This is a genomic window from Stenotrophomonas sp. SMYL89 (genome assembly GCF_036319985.1).
In the GTDB taxonomy this organism is placed as follows: domain Bacteria; phylum Pseudomonadota; class Gammaproteobacteria; order Xanthomonadales; family Xanthomonadaceae; genus Stenotrophomonas; species Stenotrophomonas maltophilia_Q.
On sequence record NZ_JAWIRW010000001.1, the window covers coordinates 419006 to 431865 of the forward strand.

The window sequence follows — 12860 nt, forward strand, 5'->3', positions numbered from 1 at the left end:
ATCAGGGCGTGGCCGCAATGCTCGCGGCCAGCAGGTGGTTGATCGCCCAGCGGAGTGCAAGCGGCTTGAACGGCTTGCTCAACAAAGAGAGCCCCGCGCCACGGACTGCATCGCGCGTCGCGCTGCCGGTGTCCGCACTGAGGATCACCGTCGGTCGCAGCCCATGCATGGCCGTCAGTCGCTTCCACAACGCGACACCGGTATCGCCGTCATCCAGGTGATAGTCGAACAGCCACAGCGCGGCCTCATGTGCTGATGCTTCGATCACATCGGCGCCGGTTGTCGCAATGACATCACAGCCCCAGGAGTGCAGCAGCTGGCGCATCGCCTCCAGCGCAACCGGGTCGTTGTCCACCACCAGCACGCGGATGCCTTTGAGGGCGGTGCTGCCATTGACCATGGGTCCGCCGCGTGGCGCTTCCGGACGCTCAGCGCGTGTCACGCTGAGCGAGAAGGTCGAGCCGCGATCCGGCACGCTGCGCAGGTGCAGGGGGGCATGCAGCAGACCGGCGATACGGTGTGCGATGGTCAGGCCAAGCCCCAGGCCCTGGCCATTGCTGCGATCGATCCGGTGGAATTCTTCGAAGACCACGGCCTGTTGCTCCGGTGCAATGCCGGGGCCGGTGTCATGCACGCCAATCGACAGCCTCTGGCCCTGGCGGCGCACCCCCAGCAGCACGCCGCCACGGCGGGTGTAGCGGATGGCATTGGCCAGGAAGTTCTGCAGCACCCGGCGCAGCAGCAGCGGATCGCTGTGAACCCAGGCGTGGCTTCGTACATAGCCGAACTGCAGGCCGCGGGCGGCCGCGAGTACGGCGAACTCCTGTGCAAGCGGATCCAGTACGTTCGACACGGCGAACGGTCGAGGATCGGCCACCAGTCCACCGGCTTCCAGTCGAGAAATGTCCAGCAGGCCCGACAGCAGGTCATCGGTGGAATCCAGTGCACCACGGATCTGGCGCAGGAAGCTGTCGAGGAACTCCGATTCGATGTGCTGCGACATCGCATCGGTCAGCAGCTGCGCGGCATGCAGGGGTTGGATAAGGTCGTGGCCCACGGCAGTCAGGAAGCGGGTTTTCGCCACGTTGGCGCGCTCGGCTTCCTGCACTGCCTGTTCCAGCCGTGCGGTGCGGTCCTGCACGCGGTGCTCGAGTGTTTCATTGCTGCGCTTGAGTGCATCTTCCGCCCGGCGGAACGCGGTGACATCGGTGAAGGTGGCCACGTAGCCGCCACCCGGCATCGGGTTGCCGCGGATCTCGACGATGGTGTCGTCGGGGAAGATGCGCTCGGACAGGTGCGGCGTGCCGCGACGCATGTGGGCGACGCGGCGCTGCAGCGCTCTGTCGGGCGTGTCGCCGGGGCCGTCGCCAATCTTCAGCTGGCCCAGTGCCCAGGCGGTGAGATCGACCACCGGGCGCCCCACCTGCAGCAGCTCCGGCGGGAACCTGAACAACGCGGCGTAGCGGCTGTTCCAGGCCACCAGCTGCAGCTGCGCATCGACCACGCTGATGCCCTGGCTCATGTTTTCCAGCGCCGCCTCCAGTAGCCGCTGGTTGAAGCGCAGTACCTGCGTTGCCTCGCCCACCGCGCGGGTCACCGCATCCAGCGGCGCAGCGCCACCCTCGCGTGCGGCTTCGACAAGCAGCCGCGCCATGCCCGCGCCCACCACGGCGGTCAGCTCGCGCTCGATGGCGATGACCCGGTCATCATCCAGCATCTGCCCGGCGTGGCCCTCCAGCAGCTGGCGCGCACGCTCCTGGCCGAGGAAGCGCCCGGCGGTCCTGCGCAGGGAAGCGGCAGCCACCGCATCCCGCCTCCGGGGCAGCGGCGGACGCACGGCGCGCGACACCAGGGCAACCGTCAGCAGGTTGATCGCCAGGCTGGCGCCCATGCTGATCGCGATATGGCCGGGTTGCACGCGCAGCGAGACCACGGCCAGCCAGTGCAGTCCATCGGGACCGGCCGACGGTGTCGCGGCCGGGATCACCATCGGCAGCAGTACCAGCCACAGCCAGGCCAGCGAACCCAGCACGATGCCGGCCATGATGGCCGGGGAAGGCGTGCGTGGGCGGTACACGGCCAGCAGCACCGCTGGTGCCAGCTGCGAGAGCGCGGTGAAGGATATCAGGCCGAAATCACTGAGTGCCTCGGTATCGCTCATCGCGCGGCTGTACAGCCACGCCATCAGGAACACGGCGAGGATGCCTGCACGTCGGAACGCCAGGACACGCGGGCGCAGGTCGGCATTGGCCACGCCGCCACCGATGCCGCCGAGCAGGTGCGACCCGAATCCATGGTTGCCAAGCATGATCGACAGGGTCAGCCCCGAGAGGATCATCATGCCGGTGGCCGCGCTCAGGCTGCCCAGGTAGGCCAGCAGTGCCAGCAGGTGACGACCGCCGGCCTGGGGCAGGGCCAGAACATACAGGTCCGGAGATACCGATGCCGGCAGCTGTGCTGCACCGGCCAATGCCATCGGCACCGACGGCAGCCCGATCAACAGCAGGTAGACCGGGAACATCCAGCGTGCCGTCTTCAGGTCCGAGGTCTGGCGAAGCTCGACCACGCCGACATGGAACTGGTGCGGCAGGGTGAATGCAGAGATGGCGCCCAGCGCAACCATGGTGAGATAGTCCGGCACGATGGCCGGTGGCGGCAGTTGTGCCATCTTTTCCAGCAGCGGCGTGCCGGCCGCGTGCACCGACAGCGCGGCATACAGGCCGATGGCCAGCAGGGCGGTCAGCTTCAATACCGATTCCAGGCCCAGAGCGACCACGATGCCGCGGTTCGGTTCGGTGGCCGATGCCTTGCGGGCACCGAACAGCAGGGTGAAGGCGGCCATCGTCAATGCGAACCAGAACGACATGTCCAGCTGCCAGCCGGCAGCTGTGAAACGATCACCCAACAGTGCGCCCAGCCCTTGGCTGACCGCTCTCAGCTGAAGCGCGATGTAGGGAATGATGCCGAGCAGCGCGACCAGGGTGATGGTGAAGCCAAGGCCGCGATCCGCACGCAGCCGTGCGACCACCAGGTCGGCGATGGTGGCACTGTTGTGCTGCTTGGCCAGTCGCCCCAGGCGGAGCAGGAACGGCAGGCCGAACGCGAAGATCAGCGCCATGCCAGCGAGGGTGGGTGGAATGGGGAAGCCCCATTGCAGCCCCTGCGACGCCGCGCCGTAGTACGTCCATGCGGTGCAGTGCACCGCCAGGGACAGTGCGTAGATGAGCGGCCATGCCTTCGAAAGCCGATGCCCCCGGCGCTCGCCCCACAGGGCCACGCCAAACAGCAGTGCGGTCCACGCAATGCAGGCCAGCAGCACGAAAGAGGGCGTCAACATCGCTCCAGTGTAGGCAGAAGCCGGGCGCGGCAGCGCTAGGCTGCGATCACGATCAGTGACAACTGCTCGGCAACCAGTGCCATATCACCATCGGGAAGCCGTTCGACACTCTTGTGCTGGGTCAGCAGCCACTGCCCGGGCTGGCGCAGCTCCAGCGAGAGCAGCCGCGAGCGGACGCGCACCTCCGATCCGCTCGGCACCGGCGCCAGGAAGCGCACCTTGTTCAAACCGTAGTTGAGCACGTGGGCGATGCCGGGGAAGCCGGCGAGGGCGGCGACGTCGTCTTCCACGGTCAGTGAGAGCAGCAGGAAGCCATGCGCGATGGTGCGCCCACCCGCCAGCTGTGCCTGCGCCCGCGCCGGATCGACATGGATCCAGTTGTGGTCGCCTGTGGCATCGGCGAAGGCGTCGATGCGCGACTGGGCGATGCGGGTGGCGCCACTCAGCCGCTCGCTGGCCGCCCATTGCTGCAACGGCTGCAGGACGGCCGGCAGGGTGGCGTCGGTGCCCTGTGGGTTCATTCCACACGCTCCAGCAGGGCCAGGATCGCACCACGCGCCTCAGGCTCGGACAGCATGGGCGCGTGGCCGACATCCGGCACCTCCACCAGCCGGGCACGCTCCGACGTCGCCGCCATCTGCCGTGCAACGTCGGCCGGCAGGATGTCGGACAGGGCGCCACGCACCACCAGCACCGGCACGCGCGAGGTCAGCCCGCGCACCGCGCGCCACAGCACCGGCCGCAGCAGCCACAGCACCCACGGTCGCGTGGTGCGGATCACCGCCGGGTCGTAGTCCAGTTCCAGCAGTCCATCGCTGCGCGTGCGGAAGGTACGCACCGCCATCTGTCGCCAGTCATCGGTGCTGAAGCGCGGGAACGCGGCCTTGCCGATCGATGCCACATAGGCAGTGGCCTGCTCGAGATCCATCGGCGGCACCGGCTTGCCCGCGTACTTGCCGATCCGTGCCAGCGCCTCACGCGGCACCTTGGGGCCGGCATCGTTGAGGACCGCACCCGCGATCCGCTCCGGCGCGCGCGAGGCGAGGGTGATGGTCACCAGTACGCCCAGCGAGGTGCCGACGAATACCGCCCTGTCGATGTTCTGCGAGCGCAGCAGCGCTACCAGGTCGTCGGCATAGGTGCGCGGGTTGTAGCTGGTGGGATCATGCGCACGCTCCGACCCCGCGCGCCCCCGCAGGTCGACCGCGATCACGCGCCAGCCGCCGGCAGTGAGCGTATCGGCCAGCGCATCGAAATCGGCACCATTGCGGGTCAGGCCGGGAATGCAGACCACGGTGCCGCGCGGTGCCGTTCCCGAACCCGGTGCATGGTCGCGCGCATGCAGGCGCAGGCCATCATTGCTGTGCCAGTACAGATCTACGTAGGACTGCATCATGCAGGGGCTTCCTGGAAATCGTAACGGATGCGCTAGAAATCGTAACGGACGCTGAGGCTATATTGGCGCGGCGGGCCATAGAAGCCAATCAGCGTGCCGACCGCCGGAATGTTGTAACCGGTGGTGCGGTATTCCTTGTCGGCCAGGTTGGTGCCCTGCAGCGAGAAGGTCCAGGCGTCATCCAGGCGCCAGATCACACCGGCATTGACCAGTCCATAGCCGTCCTGGCGGATCACCGGGCTCAGGTCGGTGGTGGGCCAGACCTCGCTCTGGTAGCTGTAGCTCACCCGTGCAGAAAGGTTGCTGCCGTTGGCCAGGTCAGTGCGGTACTCCACGTTCAATGCACCCGAGAATTCCGGCGCATTGGTGAACTTCATCTGCCTGGCGACGTTGACGCCGCGATCGATGTACTCATCGTACTTCGTGTCCAGCCAGGCCAGGTTGCCGGAGATCAGCCAGTGCTGGCTGGGCAGGTACTGGTACTCGACTTCCAGGCCCTTGACGGTGCCGGCGCCGGCATTGGTGAAGTCGCCGAAGAAGGAATCGTCGATGCCATCGCCATTGGTGTCCAGGCCGGTGAACACCGACAGCTGGATATCCTTGTACTTGTTGTAGAACGCCGACAGGTTCAGGAAGAAGCGCTGGTCGAAGAAGGCCATCTTGCTGCCGACCTCGTAGCTGTCCACGGTCTCATCGTCGAAGGGCTCGGCCGAGCGTGGCACCGCCACCGCGTTGGCGCGGATGTTGTAGCCGCCCGACTTGAAACCGCGCGTGGCCAGCCCGTACACCATGATGTCCGGGGTGATCTGGTAGTCCAGCGAAACCTTGGGCGAGACGTTCCTGAAGTTGGTCTTCTTGTCGAAGTCCGCCGTCACCGCCACCGGCCGGCTGAAGCCCGGGTCAGCATAGAGGCGGTTCAGCACGATCGCGCGCTTGTCTTCGTCGGTGTAGCGGGCACCCACATCAAGCTTGAGCCTGCTGGTCAGGTCGAACGTCCAATCCGCGTACAGCGCGATGCTGTCGGTCAATACCTTGCCCTGGTTGTCGGCGAACTGGGCGCTGAAGTAGTTGTTCTGGATCTGGCCGCCGGCCTCGCCACTGAACTGGTACAGGCCGACCACGCCGCGCACCCGTCCGCCGGCATCGTAGTTCAGCTGTATCTCGTTGCTGACCTGCTCGTCGTGGTAAGTGCCGCCCACGTCGGCCAGCTTGATCGGCGTGGTGTCGAAGTCGATGTTGGCCTCACTGTCGGATTCACGCTTGGCCACCACGTACTTCACCGCGATATCTTCGTTCGGGCGCCAGTTCACCGTGGCCGACGCGCCCTTGGTTTCCACGTTGTTGAGATTGCGCATGCCCGAACGGATGTCATAACGGCTGTCCATTGGCGGGTAGGCGCGCAGGAACGGATTGGGCGCCAGCATCTTCGAACCGCGCATGCCGGAGTGGTCGTCGATCCAGTCCAGTGCGAACTGCACGTCGAAGTCATCGCCGGCGTACGCACCCAGGTTCACGCGCGCCGCGTTGATCTGCTTGTCGCTGACCGGCTGACCGTTGAACGTGTTCTCGCCGAAGCCATCGTGGTTCATGCTGGCCACCGCCACGCGGGCACGCAGGCCGCTGTCGGCACCACCGATCGGACCACCGATGGCGGCCTTGGCATCCAGCTGGCTGTAGTTGCCCACGGTGACCTGGGCGAAGCCCTCGGTTCTGGTGGGCAGGCCGCGCGAGATGTACTTGATCGCGCCACCGATGGTGTTCTTGCCGTACAGCGTGCCCTGCGGGCCGCGCAGCACCTCGATGCGCGAGACATCGAACACGTCCAGCAGCGCCCCCTGCGGCCGCGCGATGTAAACGTCATCCAGATAGATGCCTACGCCCGGGTCGGCGCCCCAGGTGGGATCGGACTGGCCGATGCCGCGGATGTAGGCGGTAACCGTGCTGCTGGCGCCACGGGCGGCGTAGATGGTCAGGTTCGGTACCTGCGCATCCAGGTCGCTGATGTCCTGGACATTCATCCTGTCCAGCGCCTCGGAGGTGAAGGCGGTGACGGCGACCGGTACCTCCTGCAGCGTTTCCTCGCGCTTGCGTGCGGTGACCTTGATGCTGTCCAGGTTTGTGGGTGAAGCGGTCCTGCCTGCCGTCGGCACGGCCTGTGGCGTGTCCTGTGCCAGTACCGGCCCGGAGGCCAGCAGTGCGCCGATCATGAGACTCAGGCAATTCCGTTTCATTCGGTCCTCCCCCAGGCAAGTGCTCACAGATGGCCCATTGCCACCCCTGCAGCGAAGGCTAGCGGTGCCATCCGGCAGCGGCGAGTGGACCTAGGTCCAGTCGGCAGTGGCCGCCGGATGCGGATACTGGGCGTGCCCTCAGCCGGACGCGCTCCCCGGTACTACTTCATCCACGACTCACGCATGAGGATCTGGCCATGAATTCCGGAATCGATTCGATCAAGGCGGTACTGCTGGCGCTGTGCTGCTGGCTGGCGTCGGCAGGCAGCGTGCTCGCCGCGGGCCCTGCCGGGCATTGGGACATCGGCCTGTACGGCAACCTGTTCGGCGCCCGCGAATACCAGGTCTGGGTGCCGGCCGGCTACAGCGACCAGCAGCCGCTGCCCTTGCTGTTGGTACTGCACGGCTGCGTCAACGGCCCCAACCTGATGGGCGAGGCCTCCGGCTTCAACGATGTGGCCGACATCGAGGGTTTCATCGTGGTCTATCCGCGCCAGAACGTGACCTCCAACCCGGCGCGCTGCTGGAACTGGCAGCTGCCGATCAACCAGGCCCGTGACAGCGGCGAGGCGTCGATCCTGGCCGGCATCGTGGACAAGGTGAAGGCCGGTTACAGCGTCGATCCGCACCGGGTCTACGTCACCGGCATTTCCGCCGGCGGTGCTATGACCTCGATCATGCTGGCCTGCTATTCGGACGTGTTCGCCGCTGGTGCCATCCATTCCGGCGGCATGTTCAAGGGTGCGACCACCATCTCCGGCAGCGCCTACGCGTTGCTGGCCGGCAGCATCCATTCGCCGGACAGCAACGGTCGGCTGGCCTGGCAGTGCTCGGGCTCACCGATGCCGCGCCCGCTGCCGGTGCTGGTGTTCCATGGCAGCGCCGACCTCACCGTCAACCCGGTAAACGGTGAGCAGGCCGTGCGCCAGTTCCTGCAGACCAACGACCTGGCCGACGACGGCCTGGACAACGACTCGGTGAAGTACCTGCCGACCAGCACCTACCATGGCCAGGTGCCGGGTGGGCGTGCCTACACGGTGGACACCTATGCCTATGGCGGTCGCACGCTGGCACAGCACTATGTGGTACAGGGCATGGGGCATGCGTGGAGTGGCAGCCAGTCGGGCTTGCCGTTCACCGACCCGAAGGGCCCGGATGCCACGTTGATCACCTGGATGTTCCTGAAGAACTACCAGCGCTGAAGGCAACAACCGCTGTAGTGTCGAACCTGATCGACGGTTGCAACCCCATGCTAGCCTTCGCCCTGGCAGGACTGCCTGACAGGGGGAGGGCATGGACATCCGACGCGCTTTTTCAATCGCATGGCTCGCATTCGGCCTGCTCGCATTGCTGTTGTCGGCAAACGCCCTCGGCCATCCCGGCGGGCTCGACAGGAATGGCTGCCACACCAACCGCAAGACCGGTGACTACCACTGCCATCGAGGCGCTCCAGCAGCGCCTCGATATGTCGACACCCCGCGCAGCAGTTTCGCCCCCGGTTCTGCGCGCAGGTCCGGGGTGTTTGCCAACTGCACGGAGGCCCGCGCCGCCGGAGCAGCGCCGGTACGGCGTGGTGATCCGGGGTATGGGCCACACCTTGATCGCGACAATGATGGCGTGGGCTGCGAACCCTATCGTGGTCGCAGGTAGGGCAAGGCCCGCCTGGCTTCAGTCGCCGTTTTCCCGCGTTCGTCGGTCATCAGCAGGGCTGGTCGCACGACCTCCCTGCGTCGGGGGCGATGCCCTAGGCTGTTGTCACTTGACCGCAGGGACGAAGGCTTCCATGAACCGCTGGCTTTTCCTCGCGCTTGCCGCGCTCCCGTTCGCCGCCGGTGCCGTGGTCATCCGCGATGATGTTGACGATGCCAGGTACCAGATAGACGCAACGGAATTCCCGGCACTGGCAGACATGCCGGGCGAGGGGCACGGCGTCCTGATTGCACCGAGATGGGTGGTGACCGCCGCGCATGCCGCACCGATGGAGGGGATGGGCGCCACCATCACCATCGATGGCAAGGGCTATGGTGTCGAGCGTGTCTTCCTGCACCCCGGCTATCGGAGGATGCCCGAGGCGCTGGGCATGGAGGCGATGGCAACGGGGAGTGCGTCGAAAATCCACGCGTTTCTGGCGGCGTCGGATGACATTGCGCTGATCAGACTTGCCACACCGGTGAGCGACGTGCAGCCGCTGGCGCTCTATCGTGGCAGCGCCGAGGTCACCCAGATCGCCACCTTGATCGGCAAAGGCGCCACCGGCAACGGTGCGACTGGACTGGTGCCCGGCGGGCCGCATCGTACGACGCTGCGGCGGGCCTACAACGCGATTACCGGCGGCAACACGCGTTATCTCTGGTACCGGTTCGACCCGCCTCCGCAGGGCCTGCCCCTTGAAGGCGTGCTCGGCAACGGCGACAGCGGCGGCCCGCTGCTGATCGAGGATCAAGGCGTGTGGAAGCTGGTCGGCCTTGGGTCCTGGATCACTGCCGTTTCCGAGCACGCACTTGAAGCCGGCTACTATGGCCAAGTGGTCTACAGCGTTCGCGTGTCCCGCTACATTGACTGGATCGAAAGCACTATCGATCGTGACGCGTCACGTTAACTGACTGCCCAGGAGCCTGTCGCGTAGATGCTGGCCCGGTCTCAAGGCATGCGACCGGCGTTTGTATCCTTCCAGCGATGGCTTCTTCGTTCAAACATCCTGCGTGCATGATCGACTTCCAGCCTTCCGGCTGGGTGCAGAACGGCGGGCGCTGGGATCTATGGTGGAACGGCCGTTCGGTGGCGCACATCATGGCACACCCCGTACTCGGTATCCGCCTATGCCTGGATGCGCGCAGGATGTCACGAAGCAAGGTCGTCGCTGCGGCGAATGTACGCCAGGCCAAGCGCTATGCCGAGCGCTGGTGCGCCGTTCGGCTTTGCCCCCAGTTGCGGCTGCGCGATGCAGTGGCACGACTGGTGGATGCAACGCCCGGCACGCAAGGTGCGGGGACGCCACCGCTCTCCCGCGAGCAGCGGCAGCAGGCCCGCCGCCTGGCTGAGGCGGGAGCGGGGGAGGTGAGGCGGATCAAGGAGGCGCTCGCGCCCCGTCGGCCGCCGATGGCAGTGCGGCCTGATGTGCAGGAAAATGGCAGAGCCTGGTCGACCACAGACCAGGCTCCACCCAGTCGCCCGCCGGGTGGCCGCGCTACGCCGAAAGCTCCTCGCGCACGATCTTCGCCCCTGCGCTGAGCGCGCGCAGCTTGCCGCGTGCCACTTCACGCGCCAGCGGTGCCATGCCGCAGTTGGTGCTCGGGTAGAGCTTGTCGGCATCCACGAACTGCAGCGCCCTGCGCAGCGTGTTGGCCACGTCTTCCGGCGTTTCCACCGTATTGGAGGCCACGTCGATGGCGCCCACCATCACCTTCTTGCCGCGCACCAGTTCGATCAGGTCGATCGGCACGTGCGAGTTCTGGCATTCCAGCGAGATGATGTCGATGCTGGAGGTCCGCAGCTTCGGGAACGATTCTTCGTACTGGCGCCATTCCGAGCCCAGTGTCTGCTTCCAGTCGGTGTTGGCCTTGATGCCATAGCCGTAGCAGATGTGCACGGCCGTCTGGCACTTCAGGCCTTCGACGGCCCTCTCCAGCGCAGCCACGCCCCAGTCGTTCACTTCGTCGAAGAACACATTGAAGGCGGGCTCATCGAACTGGATGATGTCCACGCCGGCGGCCTCCAGTTCCTTTGCCTCTTCGTTGAGGATCTTCGCGAACTCCCAGGCCAGCTTTTCGCGGCTCTTGTAGTGGGCGTCATACAGCGTGTCGATCATGGTCATCGGGCCAGGCAGGGCCCACTTGATGGGTTGCGCGGTCTGGCGGCGCAGGAACTTCGCATCCTCCACGAACACCGGTTTCGGGCGGCTGACCGCGCCAACCACTGTCGGCACGCTGGCATCGTAGCGGTTGCGGATGCGCACGGTTTCGCGCTTCTCGAAATCGACACCGCTGAGGTGCTCGATGAAGGTGGTAACGAAGTGTTGCCGGGTCTGTTCGCCGTCGCTGACAATGTCGATGCCTGCGTGCTGCTGTTCCTGCAGGGACAGGCGCAGCGCGTCCTGCTTGCCTTCAATCAGGCCATCGTCCTGCAGTTTCCAGGGTGACCAGAGCTTCTCGGGCTCGGCCAGCCAGGATGGCTTGGGCAGGCTGCCTGCGGTGGAGGTGGGAAGCAGTTTCTTCGTCGACATTGCGTCTTGTTTCCTGGGGCGAGTGGGGAATCGATGGATCAGCGGGCGGCCCACTGCTCAAGCACGGCGCGGTATGGCTTGATGAAGTGTTCTTCGGTGAACCTGCCCTGCTTGACCGCCAGCTGGCTGCGCTCTTCGCGGTCGTAGACGATGCGGGTGGAGGAGTAATCCTGGTGCTTCAGGCTGGGCTGGTAGACCTTGCCGGCCACGGAGTTGGCGTTGTAGATCTCCGGGCGGTAGATCTTCTGGAAGGCCTCCATCGTGCTGATGGTGCCGATCAGCTCCAGGTTCGAGTAGTCGCCCAGCAGGTCGCCCTGGAAGTAGAACGCGAGCGGTGCGACGCTGCCCGGCGGCATGAAGTAGCGCACCTGCAGGCCCATCTTGTCGAAGTACTGGTCAGTGGGAGAGAACTCGCCCTGCCGGTACTCCACGCCCAGGATCGGGTGGTGGTTCTCGGTGCGGTGGTAGGTCTTGCTGCTGGATACGCTGATGCAGATCACCGGCCCCTTGCTGAAGTTGGCACGGTAGGCGTCAGATTCCAGGAAATGCCTGAACAGCTTGCCGTGCAGGTCTCCAAAGCCTTCCGGAATGCCAAAGGTGGCCTTGCCTTCGTTGCTGGCCGGCAGCACCACGCTGAAATCGTAGTCGCGCACGTAGGACGAGAAGTTGTTGCCGACGATGCCTTCGGTACGGGCACCGGTGCGGGTGTCGACGATGGTCGGTCGCAGCACTTCGATCAGCGGGAACGGATCGCTGCCATTGCCGCCATCGATGTGCATCTCCACCGAGATGATGTCCAGCTCGACCGCGTAACGATCCGCGCTGGGGTTGTCCCAGTGCGCCAGATCGTTGAAGCGGTTGTTGATCATGCTGATCGTGTTGCGCAGGTTCTCCTGGCGCGACGCGCCGCGGGCCAGGTTGGCAAAATTGGTGGTGATGCGCGTCCCATCGGCGGGCTGGTAATCCTCGTTGAAGGGGATGCGCGTGATGCTGAAGGTGAAGGTGTCGGTCGTCATGGATGGCGTTCCGTAGTGCGGGGTGACATCCGGATGCGGGCGAAGGCATCCGGCATTCAATGTGCTGCGGCGGCCTCAAGGGCGGCGGCGCGGTGGCGGGGCAGGGCCAGCAGCGGCAGGGCCCGCCGCACCGCCAACCGCGTCCGCTCGATCAGGGCATCGTTGTGCACGTGGCCGTCGACGAAATCGCGGTCGGTGGCGTAGACGCCCAGCGGCAGGGTGCGCGCCTGGAAGAAGCTGAAGAGCGGGCGCAGCTGATGGTCGATCACCAGCGAATGGCGCTCGCTGCCGCCGGTGGCGGCCAGCAGGATGGGGGTGTCGACCAGTGCGTCCTGGTGGATGAAGTCGAAGAAATGCTTGAACAGCCCGGTGTACGAGCCGCGATAGACCGGCGTGCTCACCACCAGCACATCGGCCTGCTCGACGGCGGCCAACTGGCGTTCCACCGTGTCGGGCAGCTGCGAACGCCAGAGCGCACCCGCCAGCTGCGGGGCCAGCTCGCCCAGTTCAACCAGGTGCTGCTCGCTATGGATGTCCTCGCCCATCAGGTCCAGCAGATGCTCGGCCAGGGCCGCGGCCCTGGAGGGGCGCTGCAATCCGCCGGAAACGGCGACGATTCGAAGGGGGCGGGTAGGTGAAAGCATGACCCGATGCTAGC

General features: G+C 65.7%; 10 protein-coding genes. 3 read left to right on the top strand and 7 right to left on the bottom strand.

All coding sequences use genetic code 11. The features are described from left to right. Position 1 precedes the first annotated feature (1 nt). From V3B41_RS01955 to V3B41_RS01970, 4 genes are read right to left on the bottom strand one after another with little or no spacing between them, the layout of a single operon-like run. Positions 2–3337, bottom strand: coding sequence for a PAS domain-containing hybrid sensor histidine kinase/response regulator (locus V3B41_RS01955; protein ID WP_329859851.1), 3336 nt, complete (start codon positions 3335–3337; stop codon positions 2–4). 35 nt (positions 3338–3372) lie between these two features. Beyond that, complete coding sequence (locus tag V3B41_RS01960; protein ID WP_197650056.1) at positions 3373–3858, bottom strand: MaoC/PaaZ C-terminal domain-containing protein; 486 nt, start codon at positions 3856–3858, stop codon at positions 3373–3375. Continuing rightward, positions 3855–4733, bottom strand: a complete 879-nt coding sequence (locus tag V3B41_RS01965; protein WP_329859855.1) for an alpha/beta hydrolase — start codon at positions 4731–4733, stop codon at positions 3855–3857. Before V3B41_RS01965 ends, V3B41_RS01960 begins: the two co-directional genes overlap by 4 nt. A 32-nt stretch (positions 4734–4765) precedes the next feature. Continuing rightward, positions 4766–6964: a TonB-dependent receptor gene (locus V3B41_RS01970; RefSeq protein WP_238378710.1), complete on the bottom strand. Its 2199-nt coding sequence runs from the start codon at positions 6962–6964 to the stop codon at positions 4766–4768. Between the two features lie 197 nt (positions 6965–7161). On the opposite strand from V3B41_RS01970, the gene V3B41_RS01975 reads away from it, so the two are divergent. From V3B41_RS01975 to V3B41_RS01985, 3 genes are all read left to right on the top strand, one after another. After that, positions 7162–8166 (top strand): PHB depolymerase family esterase, encoded by a 1005-nt coding sequence (locus tag V3B41_RS01975; protein WP_049430800.1) that lies wholly within the window; start codon positions 7162–7164, stop codon positions 8164–8166. A gap of 91 nt (positions 8167–8257) precedes the next feature. Then, the gene (locus V3B41_RS01980) at positions 8258–8614 is read left to right on the top strand and encodes an excalibur calcium-binding domain-containing protein (RefSeq protein WP_100443849.1); all 357 of its coding nucleotides are present in this window, start codon (positions 8258–8260) and stop codon (positions 8612–8614) included. Between the two features lie 133 nt (positions 8615–8747). Beyond that, positions 8748–9563, top strand: a complete 816-nt coding sequence (locus V3B41_RS01985) for a trypsin-like serine protease (RefSeq protein WP_197619221.1) — start codon at positions 8748–8750, stop codon at positions 9561–9563. Positions 9564–10151: 588 nt separating this feature from the next. Here V3B41_RS01985 and V3B41_RS01990 read toward each other — a convergent pair. From V3B41_RS01990 to msuE, 3 genes are read right to left on the bottom strand one after another with little or no spacing between them, the layout of a single operon-like run. After that, positions 10152–11186: a methionine synthase gene (locus V3B41_RS01990; protein WP_049430794.1), complete on the bottom strand. Its 1035-nt coding sequence runs from the start codon at positions 11184–11186 to the stop codon at positions 10152–10154. Positions 11187–11224: 38 nt separating this feature from the next. Beyond that, complete coding sequence (locus V3B41_RS01995; protein WP_049430793.1) at positions 11225–12202, bottom strand: DUF1852 domain-containing protein; 978 nt, start codon at positions 12200–12202, stop codon at positions 11225–11227. A gap of 56 nt (positions 12203–12258) precedes the next feature. Next, a complete protein-coding gene (gene msuE / locus V3B41_RS02000) occupies positions 12259–12846 on the bottom strand; it encodes an FMN reductase (RefSeq protein ID WP_197619219.1) in 588 nt (195 codons plus the stop codon). Positions 12847–12860 lie beyond the last annotated feature (14 nt).